Below are 22,137 nucleotides of genomic sequence, written 5' to 3' on the forward strand. Positions count from 1 at the left end.
CTAACGCAGCTACTTTTCTGTCAGTTTCGCTCCGTATTTGCGTGTGCAAAAGTAATAACTTATTTCTAATTGACCAAATGTTTTTGAAAGAATTTTTAAAGTTTTTTGATGACCTTAATTTCCTTATTCCACTTAATCAATCTCACTCCTGCTCCCCGTTTTACCGGACTGCAAAGATACAAACTTTTTCTAATCTCGCAAGCTTTTTATCTAATTTAATTTTGCAATTGTTTTAAATAAAACTTTGTTTGATTGGATGGGTTCTTATCTAAAAGTGTGTGTTGTTATCTGCCTTCTTAAGGCCTATCTGCGCTTCCTACTTCCTCTCGTTTTCAGTGGGGCAAAGATAGAATCTTTACATTATACAATCCTAATTTATTTAACATAATGTTCATTTTTAATTAATATTTAAACTTAATTAGCTGATTACGCGGGAGATTAATTTTAAACGAATGTTTAGGGATTAGGTAAGAGATAGCGGGTAGCAGGTTTTGAGTGGTTTAAGTTTGAGGGTATAAGAGTTAGAGAATCTGAGCGTTATAGGGATTTTTGAGGGATAAAGTGAAACCTCTTAGGTTTTGGAAAGTTATGAGGTTTGAGTGGAGATGAATGGATGTAGTACGTGAATGATGGGGATTATCATATAGATGGGATATTGTTGAATCGTCTTCAAATAAACCACCTCGTCAAAAATTCTACGAATTTTTGACACTCCTCCTCTGGAGGAGAATTTTTATGAAGGTGGCACTCTTTTAAATAATATCGTGTTAATAGTGCGGAAGGACAACTTCCCTAGCCCCGATAGAAATGACATCCTTTTTTGTGGCGGGCGGAGCGAAGCGCAGACCGCAACAAAAAAGATATAATGGAGAGCGGGATAAAGCTACTGAAAAAAAGTCAGAGAGTGGGAGTGTTAGAGTGCTTGAGAGTTGGAGAATGTAAGGGTTGAAGGGTTTTGAGATTGCTTCGTTGCTACGCTCCTCGCAAGGACATATAAAAAAAGCAGAGATTAATTACTCTGCTTATCTTTTGTATATATCGTGCTTAAAAATTCTGCGTAGGATTTTTCGAGTCCGATGATGTCGCCACTTTTGAGGTTTAATCCTCCTACTCCGCTTTCGTCGGACTTTATTTTGGTGGAAGAAATCTGAAAATATTGATTTTGTTCTCCCGACTTAGGTTGTAACTTGATCGTAGAACCTAATAATTTCTTGGTCGAAATGGTATAAATTTCTCCGGGAACTGTTTTTAGCTTCAAATAAGTTCGTGGAGCTAAAGTATAATCTTTTTTATTGATGCTTATTTTCTGATCTTTATCTGCAGAAGCAAATAAATACAGATTTCCTGTTTGATCTTCCAATTTTTCCTTTGGCAAATAATATAAATTCAGTACATAATTTGCCGGATTGAATGTTACAGGTGAATCGTCTACGTTTTCAAAAGGTTTAAATGCAAAAGTATTTGCTCCGATTTCCTTTGCTTTCTTATAAATTAATGAAAAAATTTCCGCATCGTATTTAGAGAAACCTTGCACTTCGACTTCTCCCAAATATTCGGCATCTTTAATCTCTTCATTTATTTTGTATAAAAACTTATCTGTGTTGTCATGGGTTTTGGCAACTTTCGTCATGTACACATTTTGAGCATGAAAAAGCTGAGCAAAAACCGCAAAAACGATGATAATTAAATTTTTCATTCTTTATTTATTGTTTTGAAAGGATCTCAACACATTCTTCCAAGCTATTTTCCCAATGTTTTGGTTCTATTTTGTAGATTTCCTCGATTTTATCTAAAGACATCGTACTTCTTTTCGGTCTTTTTGCCGGAGTTGGATACTGCTCTGTTGTTAAAGCATTCAATTTAACTGAAGATTTTGAGAATTCAGCGATTTTTTTAGCAAAATCAAACCAAGTGGTTTCAGGATAGTTTGAAAAATGGAAAACACCAAACATTTTATTTTCAGATTTAATAATCTCCATGATCGCTTCAGCTAAATCGTTGGCATTTGTAGGCTGACCAAACTGATCGGCAACAATTCCTAACTCGTTTTTTTGCGAAAACAGATTCAGCATCGTCTTCACAAAGTTTTTGTTGAATTCAGAATACAGCCAAGACGTTCTTAAAATAATAGTTTTAGGATTGATTTCTAACGCCAGCTCTTCACCTTTTAGTTTTGATTCACCATAAACTCCTATTGGACTTGTGAAATCATCCTCAGAATAATCCAAATTAGTTTCACCATCGAAAACATAATCTGTTGAAACATGAATAAACGTTGTTTTATATTCCACACAGGCAGTTGCCAAATTAGCAACTCCATCTGCATTTACGGCAAAAGCTTTTTCTTTTTCGGTTTCGGCTAAATCTACTGCTGTGTACGCTGAAGCATTGATGCAAAAATCGGGTTTGTTGTCATAGAAAAATCCGTTAACCTGATCTTCGTTGGTAATATCTAAAGTTTGTGAATCTGTAAAAATGAACTCATAGTCTAATTCAAAATCGGGAGCAATTTTTCTGATGCAGTTTCCCAATTGACCATTACTTCCAATGACTAAAATTTTCTTCATTATGAATTTTTTGCGTTTTGAATTCTTAAAAATTTAACTCTTGACTGGAAATCTTTCTGTTCCAAATCTACATAAAACTTACCGAATGTTTCGATGATATCTTGCGGATGAACTTCCGATCTTCTGGTTTTAATATTAAAATAAATAACGGTAACCCATAAAACCGCATGAATTGTTTTTTCATCTAAACTTTTCATTAAGATTTCCACTTTCGCAGTTCTATCTCCCACTTCGATGGTTTTGCTGCTGATGACAACCTGGGTATTATATCTTACTTCTTTTAGATAAGCTATTTCGTTTTGAATCGCAATCCAAGTGCAACCCGTTTTTTTTGTATATTCTTCGTAGGTAAAGCCATAAAACGTTTCTACATGATCTTCTCTGGCATTGAACATATAATCCAGATATTTCACATTATTTAAATGACCTATCGGATCACAATCGCTGAAACGAACTTTTACCGTAGTTGAGACTTCTTTTTCCATAGTGCAAAAATAAAAAAACCACCTCGAAGGGAGATGGTTATTTTATAAATGTTTGTTAATTTCTAAAAATTATTGAACACCTAGTTCTTTTTTCACAGCTGCAGTAGCATCAGGACCTCCTTTGAATACGAAAGCAGAAGAGTTTGCATCCATGATATAGTCATATCCGTTAGCTTTAGCCACTTTAGAAACTGCATCGTTCAATTTCTTTTCGATTGGTTCGTAAGCTGCATCTTGCTTAGCAACGAAATCCTTCTGAGCTTTATCGTTCATTTGTTGGATTTCTTCCTGCATTTTAGCTAATTCACCTTCTCTAGCTTTGTTCTCATCAGCAGTTTTCTTAGGAGCTTCCTCAGAGTATTGCTTTAGTTTAGCTTGCCCAGCATCTGCTTTTTTCTTGATTTCAGCTTGTTTAGTATCTAAGAAAGTTTTTAAATCAGCATCTGCTTTCTTTTTCTCAGGCATAACATTTAGTACCCCTGCAACGTCTAAAGTAGCTACTTTTTGTGCTTTCGCCATACCTACAGATACAACCATCATTGCAGCTCCAAATAATACACTTAATTTTTTCATAATTGGTAAATAAATAATTTAATTTGTTTTTAGATTTTAAAATTAGGTAAAAGTTAATTACTTTTTCCCTTTTGTATTAGTTTTTTCCTTTTTCTCGTTTCCTTTTAGCAAAATATCTAATACTTTATCTGTATAATCGTATCTTTTCTGTAGGAAAATTACATTAGTGGTTGTTTTATCAATAACCATGCCCAATCCGTTTTTTTCAGACATCGTTTTGATAGCCTCCCAAATTTGATCCTGAAAAGGCTGAACTAAATTTGTTCTTAGCTTTTTGATCTCACCAGTGGCTCCGAAACGTAAGCTGGTAGTGGTTTTGATGTTTTTATCCAAATCCATCACCTCTTTTTCTCTTAGCTTAAGTTGCTCGCCAACCAATAAAACTCTTTCGTTTTCGAAAGCTGATCTTTTTTTATCATACTCCGCCTGCAGACTTTGCAATTCTGACTGCCAAGTATCGATTTGCGAATTTAATCTTGCTTCCGCCTCTTTGTACTGCGGAAGTTTATCCAAGATATATTCCGTATCTACAACGCCTACTTTCTGTGCGTTTCCGAAACCGAAAAGCAAAAGTAGTACAAATGTGAAAACTATTTTAAAATTCTTCATATAATGGATTATAATGATTGGTTCATTAAGAAGTGCGTCTTGTTTCCTGAAACCTGACCACTGATTGTTTTATCAAATCCGTAAGCAAAGTCAAATCCGATCAAACCAAACGCTCCCATATAAACCCTCACACCAACACCGATTGATCTTTTCAACTGGAATGGATTATAATTACCCCACGAGTTCCAAACGTTACCACCTTCAGCAAATGTTAATGCGTAGATTTTAGCTGTTTGGTTCAAAGAAATCGGGTATCTTAATTCTAATGTAAATCTGTTATAGATTGTACCCCCTCCTTTTTGAGTAATATCGTCTGCTTCACCACCATACGTAGAAGCATTTTCGTAACCTCTTAAAGGAATAAGTTCTCTACCATCGAATCTACCTCCGAATAAACCAGTACCCCCTACATAGAATCTTTCAAATGGCGGAGCTCCCAATTCTTTGTTGTATCCGTCCATAAAGCCCATTTCAGCAGAAGACCTTAGTACTAATTTACCAATGATCTCGTTATAAACGTCTGCTTTGAACTTCACTTTATAGAATTCCATCCACTTATACTTATCCGTAGCACTCATTGTAGAGTAATCTTTGTTACTAAACAATGAATATGGAGGCGTAAATTTAGCAGAAAGTTCAATATTTGAACCTGTTGTCGGGAAGATTGGATCTATACCCGCCGAGTTTCTGCTTAATCCTACATTCAAACTGAAGTTGTTTGCCGTACCGTAATATTCAGTCGTATTTCCGAATTCAAAAGGATAATTCTGGAAATCATACTTTTGATATTGAATACCTGTATATAATGAGAAATAATCATCCGGCCATTTCAATAATCTGTTTAGACCAACTGATGCCGAGAAGATATTTAATTTCTGAGAATTTCCGTAAACATCAGAATATTTTACTCTTGAGTTGTTCAAACTTACAGAAAGTGCCGTAGGTCTTGTTCCGAATAACCAAGGTTCTGTGAAAGACACCCCATAGTTTTGGAAATACTGACCAGCTTGCGCCTGAATCGATAATGTTTGACCATCACCTTGAGGAACTGGCTTGAAATCTTTAAACTTCAAGAAATTTCTTAACGAGAAGTTGTTGAACGTTAATCCCAAAGTACCGATGAAACTGTTACCACCGTAACCTGCCTGCAACTGAACCTGAGAAGAACCTTTCTCTACCAATTTCCAGTTGATATCTACCGTATTATCCTGCTGATTTGGCTGAATGTCCTGACCTACCTGTTGTGGATCGAAGAACTGCATACCTGCTAAATCAAAGTATGTTCTTTTAATATCACTTTTAGCAAAAAGACTTCCTGGCTTTGTTCTCAAAGCTCTAAGGATAACGTGGTCATGCGTAGTTACGTTACCTTGCCAAGTTACTTTGTTCCAAGTTGCTTTTTCACCTTCAGTAATACGGATCTCAAGATTAATTTTATCTCCGTCTACAGATTTTTCAACCGGCGTTACGTTTGAGAAAAGGTAACCGTTGTTCATGTAGATAGATTTGATATCAGAATCATCTTCTTTACCACCATCTTCACCAACTTTTTTGTTGAATCCTACTGCATCGTAAATATCACCTTTCTTATATCCTAAAAGTCTTTGTAAATATTCTGTAGAGAAAACAGTGTTACCTGTAAATGTTACATCACCAATGTAATATTGTTTTCCTTCTTTTAGTTTAACATTGATTTCATAATTGTTTCTCTTGTTTCTCCAAACAGAATCTGAAACAACAATCGCATCTCTGTAACCCAAAGAGTTATAGTAATTGATTAAGTTTTGCTTGTCTTCCTGATATTTATCTTCAATGAATTTTGAAGACTTCAGGATACCGCCAATACCGAATCTTTTTTGTTTAGTTTCTTTGAAAGCTTTGTTTCTAAGCTTTCTGTCTGTAACATTATCGTTACCTTCAAACTCGATATGATCGATTTTTACTCTTTTTCCTTTTTCTACGTTAATCGTCCAGTCTACCAAGTTAGGATCTCCTGCATTCACTTTATCCTGAATGGTGATCTTAGCATCTGCAAAACCTTTCTTTACGTAATCTTTAGGAATATTTGTTTTAAGGCTTGAAACTAAGTTTTGAGTAATTTTAGTTCCAGGCTTTAAATTATTATCTTTTGCAAGTTTTTCGTTTTTAGATTTACCGATACCTTTTCCGGTAAACTTCACTTCTCCAAGTTCTTTCAAATCCTGAAGATAGAATCTCAGCACGATCGTTTCGCCTTCAATACTTTGCACATACACCTCTACTTCCGAAAAAGACTGAGTATCCCAAAGTTTTTTTACAGCATTGCTGATTTTTTGCCCGGGAATATCTACACTTTCTCCTTTAGATAAACCTGTAAATCTTAAGATTTGCGCCGGTGTGTATTTTTTCACCCCATCTACAACAATGTCCTTAAGAACATAAGTTCCTGTTTGGCTATCTGCGTGTACAGCAGCATTATTTACTTTTGTGCTGTCTTGTGGCGTTGCCTGTCCATAGAAATGTGCAGAAGCAGCAAACATAACGATGGGTAATAGTCTAAACTTCATTTTATCGTAGTCTTTCTTTTCTTAAAATTATTGGATTTTTACTTGTTCACCGGTAAGGCCGTATCTTCTTTCTTTGTTTTGATAGTTTACAATACATTGGAAGAAAATATCCTTACTGAAATCCGGCCATAGAACATCTAAAAACTGCAGTTCAGCGTAAGCGATTTGCCAAAGTAGGAAATTGCTGATTCTAACTTCACCACTTGTTCTGATAAGTAGATCAACAGGAGGAAAATCTTTTGTATAAAGATAGCTTTCAAATAATTTTTCATCTATATTTTCTACATCCACCTTGCCTTCTTTCACATCAGAACTTATATTTTTTACGGCATTCAGTATCTCATTTTGTGAGCCATAGCTAATTGCTAACACCAAATTGCCTTTTGTGTTTTCTTTTGTAAGTTCTACCACGCGTAATAATTGTTCTCTTACCAGCGTAGGTAATTTTTCTAAGTTACCAATCACATGCATTCTTAGCCCTTTGCTGAAGATCTCCTCTGCTTCCAACAATAGTGTTTCCACCAGCAAACTCATTAGTGTGTTTACTTCTTCAGCAGGTCGACTCCAGTTTTCCGAAGAAAAGGTATAAAGAGTCAGATACGGAATATCAATTTCATTACAAGCATTAATGGCATTTCTTACTGCATTAATGGCATTCTTGTGACCGAAAGTTCTTTCTTCGCCACGAGACTTTGCCCATCTTCCGTTGCCATCCATAATGATGGCTACATGTTTTGGTAAATTCTCAGAATTTATTTTATCTTTAATCAACGACATATTTAATTAATCACAATAACACGGAGGTCTTCCGAAAGAATAAGTTAACCCTAAGCTAAGAGTATTTATCCAATCTTTGGAATTACTGTCTCCAACGTTTCTTCCATTTGTAAATTCAGCTTCTCTTTCTTTAGAAACAACGTAATAAGCACCCGACTGTAATAAAGATCCGTTGGTAGCAGGGTTTATAATATCTGCATTATAGTGAGACTTTACATCTTTAGAAAGTATCGTGCTATAATCTAACTGATCTGTAAGTGTATATCTAAATGTTGCTTCCGCAAAAATTCCCCAATTATGGTTAAACTTATATTTTAAACCTACTCCAAAAGGAATATGTACGGTTGTTTTTGTTCCTGTAGAATATTGTGCCGTAGTCACAAAATCTAATTCATTAATCGGAGCCTGTGCCACCCCGTCTGCATCTCTTCTAAAATCATGATTCAGCGTAGCTTTTGGGGCATCATATACCAAAGCACCAATACCTCCAAAAATATATGGGCTTACCATGCTCACCTGCTCATTATTTATCGGCAAGAAGTTGTATTCAAATACCAAACTTCCTTCGTACACATCATTCTTTCCATAAGAGTTTCTGTGTCTTCTATAATCTTCCTTAGCAACTTTATCGCTAAACTGAATCTGGTTATACCCAAGATCTAATCTTACAGTTTGATAGGGATTAAAATTAAATCGATATAATATACCTCCATAAAACGGCACCCCCCAATCTGATGCTCTCCCTAAATCCAATGGCTTTTGTAAAAGATAATTCGTTTTTCCTATATCCCCAACTAGGTTACTCATACCTAGACGAACCCCTAGTTCGTTTCTTTGAGCTTTAACACTTACCACAGTTCCTAATGCGGCAAGGAAGCTAAACAATAATTTTCTATTCATAAAAGAATATGGATTTATGGTTATTTTAAAATTTAATTTTTGCAAATATAAAACATTTTTATATTAATGATAATCTTAATGTTTAGTTAAAAATAAACAAAAAAACATAATTTGTTATAAAGTAAACGACAAAGTAGCAAAAATATTCTTTTTTTAATAGAAATCATATACTCTGTATAAAACAAACCCCCATTAAATGAGGGCTTGTGCTTTTTATTTTCTGCCTAAGAGCGTTTGTACTCTATTTCTGATTCTTATCAGGAATGGTTCTTTATAATTCTTATCTTCATCAAAATAGCCATAACCATAGCCATAACCGTAGCCATAACCATATCCGTAGCCATATCCCTGCTTCGTATTATAATCGTTGTAAACAAGCCCAAGATGCTCGATTTCGTTGTTATGATACTTTTCTGTAATCATTTTCAACATGTATTTTTCTGTGTATTCGTGACGAACAACGTAAATATTGGCATCCGAATATTTCATTAATTCATAAGAATCGGCAACCAAACCTACCGGCGGCGAGTCGATAATAATAAAATCATAGATCTCTTTAAGCTCTTCGATGAACTTAATATTTCTCTGGCTCATCAATAATTCTGATGGATTTGGAGGAATTGGCCCTGAAGTCGCCACATCCAAATTCGGAATATTGGTTTTGTTGATAATCTGGTCGATGCTTACTTCACCCGTCAGGTAATTCGAAATACCGTATTTATTATCAATTTTAAAATCTCCGAAAATCTTAGGTTTTCTAAGGTCCATCCCTAACAAAATGGTTCTTTTATCGCTCAAACCAAGTACTGAAGCCAAGTTGATAGAAACATAAGTCTTTCCTTCCCCACCAATGGAAGATGTCACCAAAATCACTTTACTCTTACCATTTTCATTTGAAAGGAACCTCACATTGGCTCGAACTCCCCTGAATGCTTCCGAAACTGAAGACTTCGGCTGCTCCAAAACAGTAAGCATATTTTCATTATTATTGTTACCAATAACTCCCAACAAAGGAATTCTCGTTGCGCTAAGCAATTCTTTAATGTTTCTGATTTTATTGTCTAGCAATTCTCCGACTAGGATAAATAGCAGCGGTAAACATAATAAACCTCCGTAGATCCCCATCTTAGTAGCCTTTACATTCGGTCCGATTGGGCCTTGTCCTACATTTTTAGCAGGGTCAATTACCGAAATATCAGACTGATTGGTAGCCATTCTCATCTGAGTTTCGTTTTGTCTGCTCAATAAACTATTGTAGGTAGCTTCAATCATATTATATCCTCTCTCAGCATCAAGATATTTTCTCTGCTTTTCAGGGTATGCAACTAAATCTGAATTAGCTTCTGAAACCTCTGTATTGATTTTATTAATCTCTTCGTAGAATTTCGCGTAATAATTTCTCAAAGAGCCGTTAGAAGCATATTTAGCATCATTTATCAATCTATCGATTTCCTTCATCGGCTCAGAGTTTGGCTTATAAATAGAAGCCATTTCCCTTCTTTTAAGGTACAAAGCTTTAAGCTCGGTAACAGACGCACTGAACAATCCGTCTTCGAAACCGGCAGCATTTGTACTGATCATATTATCAAAATTCTGCGTTTCAAGATTTCTTTTAATTTGATTTAAAGAAGCCAATTTGCTTTCAAGATCTGCTTTTTTAGCCTCAAGATCTTTAATTTTAGTTAAAGATTTTTCATCTCTATCTTTAATATCATATAATTTTTCGGATGTTTTCAAATAATTCAGCTCTGCAGCACTAGAATCAAGCTTTTTTCTGACATTATTTAGATTCCCCTGAAGATAATCTTCAGTATTCTTATCAACTGTATTTTTGTCAAGAAGTCTTTTCTTTTGAAGTTCATTTACCGATTTGTTCAGGAAATTCACCGTACCATTAAGATTAAAGCCTTTTTTGCTGATAATCATGATCGTTCCGATTTCCTTGTCAAATTCAATATTAATTGTAGAAACGATATCGTTTACCGTTTGGTTTACAGTACCTAACGTTACAATAATATTGTCTAGTTTCAGTTTTGGCGTCACCATATTCTGAACTAGTTTGAACCTTAAATTCGGAGAATTATACCATTCTCCTATTTTAATGATTTTATTAGCCGGTCTTGAAAAAGGATTTATGCTTTGATATCCCTCTGCTTCATAACTATATAAATTGGTTGACTGACCTTCTTCCGGCAAAACTACTTCGTATGTATTTTCGCTCTTAGGAATAAGCGTGATCGGATAATTTACCTGCTGAAGATGCTTCTTATCGATTTGTAAAAAAACCGGAGAATCATCTTTGTCCAGATAAGTAGATTTTATCACTCCTTTTGTAGAATAGTTTACAAAAAGATCAAGTTCTTTTACCAAAAATTCGTTGTGAGATCTTGATACCAACATTTTTTTCAGGAAAATACCATCCTGATTTCCATTTTGTCCCCAAATGAAGTTGATGGACTGGCTTGGCGTAAAATAACTCGCCGTATTGCTGGAAACACTTAAAGAAAGGTTGGATGAATATACATTCTGTGCATAGTATTTGCCATATACCCAAGATACAGCATAACCTATCAGCAACATGAATGCAAACCAATACCAGTTTTTAAGAATTCTTCTTATAAAATGTTCAATATCAAATAAAGCAAAAGAACCGTATTTTTCTTTGGCTTCCGTTTTTTCTACAGTAGCGTCTTTTCCTGGAATCATGATTAAAGCGTTTTAAATAGTAGATAAACAGTTGCCACCGCTGAAACTAAAGAAACTACTGTTGTTAAAGTTTGTGAAGGATCTTTTCCGAATCCGTTCAAGTTTTTAGCTCTGGTATTTAATAAAATTTCGTCTCCGTTTTGTACATAAAAATAAGGAGAGTTCATTACATCTTCACGGGTAAGATCAATTTGCGCAATTTTCACCCCTTCCGGCAATTTTCTGTGGATAACGATATTTTTTCTATCAACAGTTCTGTTCAAACCACCGTTAATGGCTAAAGCTTCAGTGATAGTAAGCGTATTTTTGTGGGCAACCTTTTCACCTGTAAGACCTGTTGTTTCAACGTCTCCTAAAATATAATAAGTAATACCGTCTGTATTTAATCTTACCTCAGATTTACCTTCCTGGAAGTTTTCATTAACTTTCTGCTGAATTTCCTGAGTAACATCTTCTATTGTTCTCCCTTCAGCTTTGATATATCCAATTCCAAAAACATTGATATCCCCTTTAGAATCAACTTTTAGCCCATTAAAGTAAAAATTAATATTTCCACCTCTAGAGCCTCCATTACCGCCACCAATTCCTCCACCAATTCCTCCGCCTCCTGCAGAACCTCCTGCGGCAGCATTATTATTACCCGGTGCTACACTACTTCCAGAAGTATTCAAAGAAGAATAAAACTGTGCAGCATCTCCTTTGGGAGTGGTAACAATATTAAGATTTAAAATATCATTTTTTGTAATTCTGTAAATAGGAACATTATAAGGAACAAGCCCTTCTTCATTAATAACGAGGGATTCATTAGGTTGCATATACCTCACATCTTTTGTTGTAACACAAGATGTTAATAGAAAAGGTGCTGCTAAAAATAAATACTTTAGGTTTTTCATCATATTTTTCAACGTTGTTTGCAAAAGTAAAAATTTAATTGGTTGTCTTCTTATTATTTTTGAAAAGATAAATAATATCAGGCAAATAAGCTCCCGCGAAGCCCAATAAAAGTATAATAAATAATAATAGATTTACATTTAAATGTCTGAAATAATACGCACTAGCGACTATAAAAAGATAATAACAAATAATATAAAAGCTAGATCGTCTATGCGTTAAATTCAGTTTTAATAATTTATGGTGAATGTGATTCTTATCTGCATCAAAAGGCGATTTTTTATTATACAATCTTATACAGATCACATTCAACGTATCTACAATAGGCAAAATTAAAATAGCAACCGCTACCGCCGGAGCAGATTGCAAGTGATATCTTGGGATATTTGGAAGTGCTTTATCTATAAAAATATCAATAAAACAAATAGATGTAAATGCCAATAAAAAACCTAATAACATAGATCCCGTATCGCCCATAAAGATCTTATTGGTTCTGTAATTTGACAAATTATAATATAAAAAGGCGAGCACAGCCCCAATAATAATCACGGAAAGAACTACCAACGGATAGTTATATTCCCCTAATCGATAATAGCTTATCCCAAAAAGAGCACTGCAAATAACAGAATAGCCACCGGCCAGCCCATCAATTCCATCAATCAAATTAAAAGCATTAATTAGGATAATAAACGTTACAATACTAAAGATAGCGCTGATCCAATACGCCATTTGATATATACCGAAAATCCCGAAAAGGTTTCTTATTCTGATATCCGAACCAATGACGATAATTGCAGAAACAACAATTTGTGCCACCAGCTTTTTGTAAGCCCTCATCACCACAATATCATCCATCACACCAATGTATAGAAGAATTACCAACGAGGCAAAAAGAAATTTATACAGATCAAAAAGTTCGTAAGCAAAAATAGAAGTACAGATTCCTATGGAATAAAATATGGCAATTCCGCCTAAATTAGGGATTTTTCTGATGTGAGAACTTCTGACACCAGGTTCATCCATCAGATTTTTTCTTCGGGAGATCTTTATAATTGTGGGAACCGAGAAAAAGGTAATTAGAAAAGATAATAAAAAGCCAAGCCCTATTTTCACATAGAAAATAGAAATACCTATCTCGCGCAAGAACAATTCAAAATTTTTCATTTTTTTTCTTATCAAGTACGTGTTTAAAATACCATAGATAATAAAATCTTCGTTGTTAAGATTCTAAAGAAACCGAAACAATAGTACTTACATTTGTGTTAAATTATTTTTTTTATCAATTTTTTCTGCCCTGCAAAAAACAATAGATAAAATATCTTTTTTTTCAGAGGCAAATATAATAGATAATTTTTATCAAAACGACTATACTTTAATATATCTTTAATTTTAATATCTCTTTGCTTTAGAAAATCATCCAATTTATCAGACATTTTGTAAAATAACTCCTCATCTTTCACAAAGGCCAGATAGGCTAAAAAGGAATAAACTCCTTCAAAAATCTGAAAATTTTTCAGCTCCGATTTTTTATTTGAATATTGAGAATCTTTAAAAGCAATTTCCACATCTTCAATGGCTTTTAAAATATCTAAACCTCTTTCTGTGTGAGTTTTTGTGATAGAATCGGTGCGCTCCAGATATTGATAATGAAAATTCTGCGTCTGCGCAATTACATCACATTCAAGCAAAAGCTGTGGAATTAACTGAATATCTTCAAAATGAGCTCCTTTTTTAAATCTTTTTTCTCTAAAAAGTTCTTTTTTGAATAATTTATTACACGCAAAATAACTTAGATCCGAGAAAACAGAAAAGTTTTTATTCAAATCAATTTTCTCCGGCATGTTCGGTATTTGCATCAGCTTTTGAGTTATATTTCCATTTTGATCAACCTTTTGGATGTTGCAGATCACCATTTTAGAATGATGTTTTTCAGCAAGATTCACCATTTCTTCAAACATCGTTGGTGTTACATAATCGTCGCTATCTACAAAACCAAGATAATCTCCGGTAGCTCTGTCAATTCCGAAATTTCGGGCATCGCTCAATCCACCATTTTCTTTATTGAATGGTTTGATTTTTTCAGGATACTTTTGAGCGTATTCTTGAATAATTTGCTCAGAATTATCTTTACTTCCGTCATTTACCACCAAAATCTCTATATTTTGATGTGTCTGATTTAGTAATGAATCAAGACATTTTGCCAAATAATTTTCGACATTATAAACGGGAACAATGATGGAAACTTTTGAGGGAACGTTTGTCATACATTAAATTTTCGTCAGTCGTGCGTTGAGCCAACCTTTTTTGGCTTCATCAAAATCTTTCCTCGAACAAGGAATGCAATTTTCTATATTTTCATCATCACCAAAATACCAAAGATTGCTGAACGTATCGCGTTTGAAGGCATACTGCCTTTCATCCACCAAAACATAAAAAATCTCGTAATGTCTTTCTTTCGGATGAGATTGCTGAATATTGATGCCTTCTATCAAATACCAGATCATTTGTGCTAAAAGCTGATGATTTAATTGATTTTCAGAATAAATATTATAATTAAAAATACCTACAGATTTTAAATTTTCGCTTAAGCCAATTTCTTTCATATAAGCGCAAACTTCTCTTCGGTTCAAGCCATTTACTTGTGGATTCATAGAAAAAGGCTCGCTGAAACTTTCAATGGCGTCACAATTTACCGTTACCAGATCTGCTTTTCGGAAGAAAGGCTCTGTTTTTTCGGTAGAATTCATCATTTCTGCCAAACGGATGATATCAAACTGGACTTCTTTAATCAATCTTACAGAATCAATTTCATTTAAATGCTTTTGATACCCTAAATGATGATAATTTTTGATGGCAAAACTTTTCGACCCAAACATTTTACTTAAAAAAGTGTGTTCGTTGATTGCTTCGCCTTGCTGAAGCGAAATAATATTGCTGATCTGAGTATAATTAATACTTTTCGTATGAAAATTTAACGCTGAAAAAAGCGAAAAAGCAAAATCATTAGAACCGCCAATCACCACCGGAATTGCTCTTTTGTAATGACAAGCCGACAACACTTCCTGCAAAATATAGTGAGAATCCTGAACAGATTTTCCCGAAACCAAATCTCCTAAATCCACAATAGGAATTTCAAAATCCAGCTGTGAAAGTTTGTAAAATTCTTTTCTGATGCCTGTAAAATCCTGCACTTCTGCATCGCCATTTGCCCCTCTGTAATCCGAAACAAAGAGAAGCACAATACTGTCTTCCTTTATATGTTTCGAAATTCTGCTACCAATCTGCCAGCTTTCAGTTTTGAAATTTCTTGGTGAAATGATAAAATCTTCAAAATCCATTCTCTTACTTTACAATTTTTATAGAAACATCGTTAGGTATTTGCTTAGAAAACTCGGTTAATTGAGCTCTAAGCTTGTCCGCATCCTGTTTTTTTATCGCATAAAAAGTAACAGTAGGACCTCCGCAAATATAGTTATTCTGAATAGAAAGCGTTCCTACTTTGGTAAAATCTTCCGGCATGTGCGCCCAATCTTCATAAACAATCGCCAACTCGAAATGATCGTTAATTGCCGTTTTTTTGATGTAATTTTCTAATGGCTGATTTTTAACAAATTTAGCATGATCGTTTTTGCGAAGTTTGGCCACTTCTATACTTCCCAAACCAAATGTATCTAACAAATGAATATTGTTGAAATAAGCAATGGCACCAATATCATTTGCCACCACTTTTGAATTTCTGTAATATTGATGAAGAAAATCTGCCAGCTGAATCTGCTGATCATAAATATTTTTAGAGGCAACTGTCTGATAATTCAACATTTTCACAAAACGAATGTAAAATGAGGTCGCAAACAGCAAAATGATCCCTGCGAAAACAATTTTCATCTGTTTTTTATTTTCGAAAACGGTTTCTAAAAACGCAGCAATCGCCAATAAAACCAAAACGACCAAATAAGCTTCATAACGAATCAGCCAACCAAAATTCGCAAATAATACATGAATGGAAAATCCGCCTAAAACAACCAATGCCATAGCATTTTTTTTAATTTTATCAAGGAAAGAATTTTCTTTTTTGGAAGTGATAAAAATTTGAACCAATAAAATTAAAACTAAAATTACCACAGATAATCCGCGATAGACATTTCCGGCAATTCTTAATAAAAATCCACCAAGTCCGCTGAAAGTGTTTCCTTTTAAAATCAATGAATTTGGTAAAAAGAATGAGCCCTGTTGCAGGGAAATCAAACCATAAATTATCACAGGCAATAAAGAGAAAAGCCCTAAGAGAATGCTTTTGACAAAATCTTTTTTAATAAAGAAAAGATAAGCGCATATAAAAATGATAAAAAATAAACTTTCGTATCTGAAACCTGTCGCCAAGATGGAAAATAAAATCAATGCCACGAAGCTTCTCATATTTCCTTTTTCCAGATATTCTCTGAAAAAAAGTAAGATGAACACCATCGTCAAAGTATGGAAAACGTGCTCCATTCCTGAGATAATCATCAAATGCAAAGGCATCAGAAAAACTACTCCTAGTAATACAACAGCATACGTTACTAAAGAATATCTTTTTAAATATTGATGCAAAACCAATAATAATGCAGTCCCGGCAACCATATTCGCCACCAACGGAATATATTCCCAGTCTCCGAATAATTTAATTAAAACTGATAATAAAAAAGTAAAAAAAGGAGACGAAGTGGTGGAAGAAAACTCGTGTTTTGTGATTCCCCAAACTCCCGATTCTGCAAAACTTTTTGCCATCGAAAGGTGGATGTAGCTGTCATCCAACGGATAAATAAATCTTCCTGCAAATCCTGTCACCGATTGTATGCTGTAAACAATCAAAATTCCCAGTACGAGAAATACTGCGAAAAGTAATACCTTTTTTTTCATCTTTTTCATTTATTGAAAAAAAAGAATGTTTTTATTTTCTGTGTTGAAAATTTTCGGTGAATTGATACAATCGCCAAACTCCATTCTTTCGTTTCCTCTTATGGGAATCAAAAATATTAAAATTAAATTACTTATCAAGCATAAAAGAGCGATTGTTAATGGCTTCGTTGTATTAACCTTGATTAACTTTGTCAAAGATTAAAACTTTGACAAAGTTGTGCTGTATCTAAGATTTCAAAATCTCAAAAACAAAAGTTGTAGAAGTATCATATTTTCCGCCCTGTGTGGCTCCGAATAAAAATCTTGGTGTTTCACCGTCTTTATCAAGCAAAATCATTGGTCGTTCTAATCTTCCGAATCGGTTTAAATTTTTCGGCGGAGTTGATTCATTAATATAACTTTTCATATTCAAATAAGCGATTTCTGGTTTCGACCACTGAAGTCCGTTTTTTGAAGTTAAGTGTAAACCATATTCATGATTAAAAAATCCCATATCGCGGGCAATCATGTGATATTTTCCTTTTTGTTTCCATACAAATGCATCTTCCAACTGTGCATTATTGGGTAATGATGAAAAATCAATCACAGGATTTTCTGAAACTTTTTCGTAAGGTCCAAACGGAGAAATGGATTTTGCCAAACCATATTTTCTATTTCCCCGAATTGGCCCTTTTTGAGTTTCATATTCATGCGTGTTCCATGATTTATAAAACAGCCAATATTTTCCGTCATTTCCTTTTACAAAAGCGGGATTCGTGGTACAATGATCGTCCCAAGCACCTTCTTTTCCAGGAAGAAGCAATGGCCCATCCGGTCTTTTCCATTCTCCATCCAAACTTTTCGAAGTTGCCAAACCAATTCTTTTCGTATTTGTTTTTCCGTTGGAAGTCCCCATGAAGAAAAGCAGATAATCTTTACCTACTTTTTTAATTAAAGGATTATGACAAGTTGTTGCATCCCAAAAACCTTCACCTCTCGGCGCAAGAACAACTTGTTTATGTTGAAATTCGTCAAAAGGAGAATCGGCTTCCGCACGACAAATTTCAGAACCGTTGAGCCAACCTCCCATTCCTTTTTCTTTTTTCCATCGGGAATAAAAAAGATGTACTTTCCCGTCTTCACCCCAAATCGGAGAACTGCACCAAATGTAATATCCTTCCACAGCCAATGACCTTCCGATTGGTTTTAAATTGAAATAAGGCTTTTCATCCGAAGACATCAAGCTTGTAAATGACGATCCTAAAAATACAGCAGCAATGCCTAAAGCTGAAGTTTGCAGAAATTCTTTGCGGGTGAAAGGTTTGTGATTACTCATCTTATTTGTTTGATGACTAATTTAGATGAAATGTATTCAAGCAGTGTCCTGCGCCATCAGGTTTAGTTTTTACTAATTATACTTTTCTTTTTAATTTCACACAGTTTGTCATCCTGGAAGGATCTAGGCTAAAATATTTTCTTGCTATCTTCTATACACCCTACGGGAATAACAAACACGGAGGATAATGGTAAAAAGAACTTTTCAAAAAAATGTAAAGTGTATATTAAAATTTATTATTTTTAATTTCTAAAATAAAAATTCACAAAACGATGAGCACAAAAAATCAAATCAGTGTAGAAATACCGCTGAACGTAATAGCAGAGGTAAACCAAAAATTACAGGATTGCAGAGCACTGCTTGCTCCTTATTTACAGGGATTAACCGTAGAAGACAGAAAATCTCTTTTTAAAATGGGCGACAAAACATTAGCCACTGTACAGAAAGTAAAAGGCTATATGGAAACCAATCCTGAATTCACGCCTAACTACATGAACCAAACAGAATTTCTAAAAGACGAAGCTATAGTGAGCGCACTTACACCACTCGGAAATCTGGCAACCCAGCTGGCTGCCGATATTGAAGATACCGTGATGCTTGCCGGAAGCGAAGCCCTTACAGCTGCCCTTTTCTATTACGGAACCACAAAAGAAGCTTCCGACAAAGGAATTGCCACTGCAAAACCTATTTACGAAGATCTTAGTCAGCGGTTTGTAAGAAAAGGAAACAGAACGATTCCTAAAAAAGAATAATTTTTGACTTATATTTTAAAAAACGACTCTTTTAGACTCATCAACCAGTATAAAAGAGTCGTTTTTCATAGTAAAAGATTCAACAACGAACCTAAAGACTCATCCACGAATCTCAAAGAGTGAACAACGAGGCAAAAAGACTGGTTATTCAGCCTAAAAGACTCGTTTTTGAGTATAAAAGATTGGGTGGTGAGTGTTTTTGGGTGGATGAGAATTATTATATACTTAATTATTTAATGAAAAGATTCGAGCTTAGATCCTTACAGGATGACAAATAGTGTGGATAAAAGTCGTCTTCGATTTCGCATACTCACAATCTTTAGCTACCTATAATAAAAACAAAAGCGCAGGTTAATAATCTGCGCTTTTCTTATAAAGTTTTATTTCTTCGCTGCCGGTTTCTTAGCCGCAGGCTTTTTCGCTGTTGTCGTAGCCTTTTTAGTCGTAGCCGCTTTCTTCGCCGCAGGTTTCTTTTTCTCTGCAAACGCTTTCGGATCTTGGTCGGTGATCCATTTTTTAACCTCATCAAGAGAAATTTCTTTCAGCTCTTCGCTTTCGTATTTGGTATCGTCTTTCTTCTTTGGAATTTTATAAATATTCTTTCCATGTTTTACGATAGGACCCCATCTTGCATTTTCAATTGAGATTTTTTCAGCTTCCCATTGTTGAATATAACGGTTGGCCTCTTTTTCCAACTTAGCTTCTACCAATTCGTTGATGTCGCTTTGAGAAAGATTTTCGAAGTTATATTTTTTCGGAACATTAATGAAAATACTTTGATACTTAATGAAAGGACCAAATCTTCCCGTTCCCTTTGTAATTGGCACACCTTTGTAAGAAGCAATGGGCGCGTCTGCCAATTTCTTTTCATTGATGATCTCTTCGGCACGTTTTTGATCTACAGAAAGCGGATCTTCACCTTTCGGAATACTGATGTACGTTTCGCCCCATTTCACATAAGGTCCGAATCTTCCGACACCTACAGAAACCGGCTGACCGTCTACTTCACTCAGGTCGAAAGGCAGTCTGAACAATTCCATCGCCTCATCAAAAGTAATCGTTGCAATGTTTTGTCCGGCCATTAATGATGCGAAAATTGGCTTTTCCTCATCATCCGTCTCACCAATCTGAATCATCGCTCCAAATCTTCCGATTCTTGCGTGAACGTTTTTACCAGTTTTAGGATCAACACCTAAAAGTCTGTCTCCCGTTGCTCTGTCTGCATTTTCTTCTACATCTTCAATTCTCGGATGGAATTTTGAGTAGAAATCCGTCATCATTTCTTTCCATTTTTGGTCACCGTTGGCAATTTCGTCAAAGCTTTCTTCAACTCTTGCCGTGAAACCGTAATCTAAGATTTCTTTAAAGTTATCTGTTAAGAAATCACTTACAACCTCACCCGTGTCCGTAGGAACGAATTTATTTTTATCCCCTCCGAATTTTTCGTCAAGAACTTCTTTTTTAATTTTATCTTTTGCTAAAGACATCTTCACCACTTCTCTTGTCTGCGGATCGATCTCTCTTTTATCAACATATTCACGGTTTTGGATTGTCTGAATGGTTGGTGCATAAGTCGATGGACGACCGATTCCCAATTCTTCCAACTTTCTTACCAAACCAGCTTCCGTATATCTAGCGCTTGGTCTTGTGAATTTTTCTGTAGCCGTAATTTTTTTATAGTCTAAAACTTCACCAACCGTTACTTTCGGAAGTAATTTATCGTTGTTTTCATCGTCATCATCTTCCGCTTTCACAATTCCGTACGCTTTTAAGAAACCATCAAAAATGATTACTTCCCCTTGCGCTTCAAAGTTCTGAGGAAGTTTTGCGTTTCCGATTTCGATTACTGTTTTCTCAATTTTAGCATTTGCCATCTGAGAAGCCAGTGTTCTTCTGTAAATTAACTGATACAATCTGTTTAATTGTGCATCACCTATGCTTTTCACAGCAAAATCAGTCGGACGAATTGCTTCGTGAGCTTCCTGCGCCGATGCAGATTTCGTAGTATAATTTCTTGGTGCAGAATATTCCGCGCCGTATTCTGAGGTGATTTGTTTTTTTGCCCCTTCGATAGCCTCTTGAGAAAGGTTTACCGAGTCGGTTCTCATATAAGTAATGTACCCTTCTTCGTACAATCTTTGTGCAAGACGCATCGTGTTGGTTACATTATATCCTAATCTTGAAGAAGCTTCCTGTTGTAATGTAGAAGTGGTAAACGGTGCAGAAGCAGAACGTGTTCCCGGTCTTGTTTCAACATTTAAAACTTTAAACTCAGTTGTTCTTGCTAATTCTAAGAATTTTTCTGCGTCTTCTTCTTTTTCGAAGTCTTTTTTAAGTTTAGCAGCAATTTCCTGCTCGGTTTTGTTTAAGAAAACACCATCTAATTTGAAACTTGCCTTTGGAGTAAACTCACGAATTTCTTTTTCTCTTTCAACGATTAATCTTACCGCAACCGACTGTACTCTACCTGCCGATAATCCCGGTTTTACTTTTTTCCAAAGTACCGGAGACATTTCGAAACCTACAATTCTGTCTAAAACTCTTCTTGCCTGTTGAGCATTTACCAAGTTTTGATCGATATCTCTAGGATTTTCAATAGATTTTAGAATGGCATTTTTAGTAATCTCATGGAAAACGATTCTTTTTCTGTTTTCCGGCTTCAATTTCAGTTCTTCCGCCAAGTGCCATGCAATAGCCTCTCCCTCGCGGTCTTCATCGGAAGCCAACCAAACCATTTCGGCTTTTTTCACAGCGGCTTTCAACTCAGTTACCAATTTCTTTTTGTCTGCAGAAACTTCATAATCCGGACTGAATGTAGACAAATCAATCCCCATTCCTTTTTTAGGTAAATCTCGGATATGCCCAAAACTGGATTTCACTTCGAAATCCTTACCTAAATATTTCTGAATAGTTTTTGCTTTTGCCGGTGACTCAACGATTACTAAATTTTTCGACATTCTAAAAATTTTTTGCAAAAGTAAAGCTTTTTTATTATATAGGTTTTGTAATCTGAGTTTAATTTAAAAATGAATATCATTTAATTAAGATCCATTAAAAAGAACGGAACCTCATCAAACCCTTTCATTAAAGCATTTTAGGCTAAAAAATAAAACACCT

17 protein-coding genes are annotated in these 22,137 nt (G+C 34.9%); 1 reads left to right on the forward strand and 16 read right to left on the reverse strand.

Going from position 1 to position 22,137, the window contains the following annotated elements:
* Window positions 1-1,009: 1,009 nt before the first annotated feature.
* From OXQ85_RS10835 to OXQ85_RS10905, 15 genes are all read right to left on the reverse strand, one after another.
* On the reverse strand, window positions 1,010-1,696 hold the full coding sequence (locus OXQ85_RS10835) for a hypothetical protein (RefSeq protein ID WP_267404395.1): 687 nt from the start codon (window positions 1,694-1,696) through the stop codon (window positions 1,010-1,012).
* A 7-nt stretch (window positions 1,697-1,703) separates the two neighbouring features.
* On the reverse strand, window positions 1,704-2,567 hold the full coding sequence (rfbD, locus tag OXQ85_RS10840; protein ID WP_267404397.1) for a dTDP-4-dehydrorhamnose reductase: 864 nt from the start codon (window positions 2,565-2,567) through the stop codon (window positions 1,704-1,706).
* The gene (locus OXQ85_RS10845) at window positions 2,567-3,052 is read right to left on the reverse strand and encodes an acyl-CoA thioesterase (protein WP_267404399.1); all 486 of its coding nucleotides are present in this window, start codon (window positions 3,050-3,052) and stop codon (window positions 2,567-2,569) included. Before OXQ85_RS10845 ends, rfbD begins: the two co-directional genes overlap by 1 nt.
* 69 nt (window positions 3,053-3,121) lie before the next feature.
* The gene (locus tag OXQ85_RS10850; RefSeq protein WP_267404401.1) at window positions 3,122-3,592 is read right to left on the reverse strand and encodes an OmpH family outer membrane protein; all 471 of its coding nucleotides are present in this window, start codon (window positions 3,590-3,592) and stop codon (window positions 3,122-3,124) included.
* Window positions 3,593-3,682: 90 nt separating this feature from the next.
* Entirely contained in the window at window positions 3,683-4,234 is a 552-nt protein-coding gene (locus OXQ85_RS10855; protein WP_267404402.1) for an OmpH family outer membrane protein, read from the reverse strand.
* Between the two features lie 8 nt (window positions 4,235-4,242).
* A complete protein-coding gene (gene bamA / locus OXQ85_RS10860; RefSeq protein ID WP_267404403.1) occupies window positions 4,243-6,780 on the reverse strand; it encodes an outer membrane protein assembly factor BamA in 2,538 nt (845 codons plus the stop codon).
* A 27-nt stretch (window positions 6,781-6,807) separates the two neighbouring features.
* Window positions 6,808-7,557 (reverse strand): isoprenyl transferase, encoded by a 750-nt coding sequence (locus tag OXQ85_RS10865; protein ID WP_267404404.1) that lies wholly within the window; start codon window positions 7,555-7,557, stop codon window positions 6,808-6,810.
* Between the two features lie 6 nt (window positions 7,558-7,563).
* The gene (locus OXQ85_RS10870; protein ID WP_267404405.1) at window positions 7,564-8,457 is read right to left on the reverse strand and encodes a DUF6089 family protein; all 894 of its coding nucleotides are present in this window, start codon (window positions 8,455-8,457) and stop codon (window positions 7,564-7,566) included.
* Window positions 8,458-8,670: 213 nt separating this feature from the next.
* On the reverse strand, window positions 8,671-11,163 hold the full coding sequence (locus OXQ85_RS10875; protein ID WP_267404406.1) for a polysaccharide biosynthesis tyrosine autokinase: 2,493 nt from the start codon (window positions 11,161-11,163) through the stop codon (window positions 8,671-8,673).
* A gap of 2 nt (window positions 11,164-11,165) precedes the next feature.
* Window positions 11,166-12,059, reverse strand: coding sequence for a polysaccharide biosynthesis/export family protein (locus OXQ85_RS10880; RefSeq protein ID WP_267404407.1), 894 nt, complete (start codon window positions 12,057-12,059; stop codon window positions 11,166-11,168).
* Window positions 12,060-12,090: 31 nt separating this feature from the next.
* Entirely contained in the window at window positions 12,091-13,218 is a 1,128-nt protein-coding gene (locus tag OXQ85_RS10885; protein ID WP_267404409.1) for an MraY family glycosyltransferase, read from the reverse strand.
* 98 nt (window positions 13,219-13,316) lie between these two features.
* Window positions 13,317-14,318 (reverse strand): glycosyltransferase family 2 protein, encoded by a 1,002-nt coding sequence (locus tag OXQ85_RS10890; RefSeq protein ID WP_267404411.1) that lies wholly within the window; start codon window positions 14,316-14,318, stop codon window positions 13,317-13,319.
* A 3-nt stretch (window positions 14,319-14,321) separates the two neighbouring features.
* Entirely contained in the window at window positions 14,322-15,392 is a 1,071-nt protein-coding gene (locus OXQ85_RS10895; RefSeq protein WP_267404413.1) for a formimidoylglutamase, read from the reverse strand.
* 4 nt (window positions 15,393-15,396) lie between these two features.
* Complete coding sequence (locus tag OXQ85_RS10900; protein ID WP_267404415.1) at window positions 15,397-16,953, reverse strand: hypothetical protein; 1,557 nt, start codon at window positions 16,951-16,953, stop codon at window positions 15,397-15,399.
* Window positions 16,954-17,179: 226 nt separating this feature from the next.
* A complete protein-coding gene (locus OXQ85_RS10905; RefSeq protein WP_267404417.1) occupies window positions 17,180-18,268 on the reverse strand; it encodes a glycoside hydrolase family protein in 1,089 nt (362 codons plus the stop codon).
* 272 nt (window positions 18,269-18,540) lie between these two features.
* On the opposite strand from OXQ85_RS10905, the gene OXQ85_RS10910 reads away from it, so the two are divergent.
* Window positions 18,541-19,020, forward strand: a complete 480-nt coding sequence (locus tag OXQ85_RS10910; RefSeq protein ID WP_267404419.1) for a hypothetical protein — start codon at window positions 18,541-18,543, stop codon at window positions 19,018-19,020.
* A gap of 380 nt (window positions 19,021-19,400) precedes the next feature.
* Here OXQ85_RS10910 and topA read toward each other — a convergent pair whose 3' ends face one another.
* Window positions 19,401-21,977, reverse strand: a complete 2,577-nt coding sequence (gene topA, locus OXQ85_RS10915; RefSeq protein WP_267404421.1) for a type I DNA topoisomerase — start codon at window positions 21,975-21,977, stop codon at window positions 19,401-19,403.
* Between the last annotated feature and the right edge of the window lie 160 nt (window positions 21,978-22,137).

Origin of the sequence: Chryseobacterium sp. GM_Chr_2, from assembly GCF_026540445.1 — a bacterium.
Classification (GTDB): domain Bacteria; phylum Bacteroidota; class Bacteroidia; order Flavobacteriales; family Weeksellaceae; genus Chryseobacterium.

Excerpts from the sequence above, each read along its gene's own strand:
- OXQ85_RS10835 (WP_267404395.1), bottom strand. The coding sequence starts at position 1,696 with ATGAAAAATTTAATTATCATCGTTTTTGCGGTTTTTGCTCAGCTTTTT.
- rfbD (WP_267404397.1), bottom strand. The coding sequence starts at position 2,567 with ATGAAGAAAATTTTAGTCATTGGAAGTAATGGTCAATTGGGAAACTGC.
- OXQ85_RS10845 (WP_267404399.1), bottom strand. The coding sequence starts at position 3,052 with ATGGAAAAAGAAGTCTCAACTACGGTAAAAGTTCGTTTCAGCGATTGT.
- OXQ85_RS10850 (WP_267404401.1), bottom strand. The coding sequence starts at position 3,592 with ATGATGGTTGTATCTGTAGGTATGGCGAAAGCACAAAAAGTAGCTACT.
- OXQ85_RS10855 (WP_267404402.1), bottom strand. The coding sequence starts at position 4,234 with ATGAAGAATTTTAAAATAGTTTTCACATTTGTACTACTTTTGCTTTTC.
- bamA (WP_267404403.1), bottom strand. The coding sequence starts at position 6,780 with ATGAAGTTTAGACTATTACCCATCGTTATGTTTGCTGCTTCTGCACAT.
- OXQ85_RS10865 (WP_267404404.1), bottom strand. The coding sequence starts at position 7,557 with ATGTCGTTGATTAAAGATAAAATAAATTCTGAGAATTTACCAAAACAT.
- OXQ85_RS10870 (WP_267404405.1), bottom strand. The coding sequence starts at position 8,457 with ATGAATAGAAAATTATTGTTTAGCTTCCTTGCCGCATTAGGAACTGTG.
- OXQ85_RS10875 (WP_267404406.1), bottom strand. The coding sequence starts at position 11,163 with ATGATTCCAGGAAAAGACGCTACTGTAGAAAAAACGGAAGCCAAAGAA.
- OXQ85_RS10880 (WP_267404407.1), bottom strand. The coding sequence starts at position 12,059 with ATGATGAAAAACCTAAAGTATTTATTTTTAGCAGCACCTTTTCTATTA.
- OXQ85_RS10885 (WP_267404409.1), bottom strand. The coding sequence starts at position 13,218 with ATGAAAAATTTTGAATTGTTCTTGCGCGAGATAGGTATTTCTATTTTC.
- OXQ85_RS10890 (WP_267404411.1), bottom strand. The coding sequence starts at position 14,318 with ATGACAAACGTTCCCTCAAAAGTTTCCATCATTGTTCCCGTTTATAAT.
- OXQ85_RS10895 (WP_267404413.1), bottom strand. The coding sequence starts at position 15,392 with ATGGATTTTGAAGATTTTATCATTTCACCAAGAAATTTCAAAACTGAA.
- OXQ85_RS10900 (WP_267404415.1), bottom strand. The coding sequence starts at position 16,953 with ATGAAAAAAAAGGTATTACTTTTCGCAGTATTTCTCGTACTGGGAATT.
- OXQ85_RS10905 (WP_267404417.1), bottom strand. The coding sequence starts at position 18,268 with ATGAGTAATCACAAACCTTTCACCCGCAAAGAATTTCTGCAAACTTCA.
- OXQ85_RS10910 (WP_267404419.1), top strand. The coding sequence starts at position 18,541 with ATGAGCACAAAAAATCAAATCAGTGTAGAAATACCGCTGAACGTAATA.
- topA (WP_267404421.1), bottom strand. The coding sequence starts at position 21,977 with ATGTCGAAAAATTTAGTAATCGTTGAGTCACCGGCAAAAGCAAAAACT.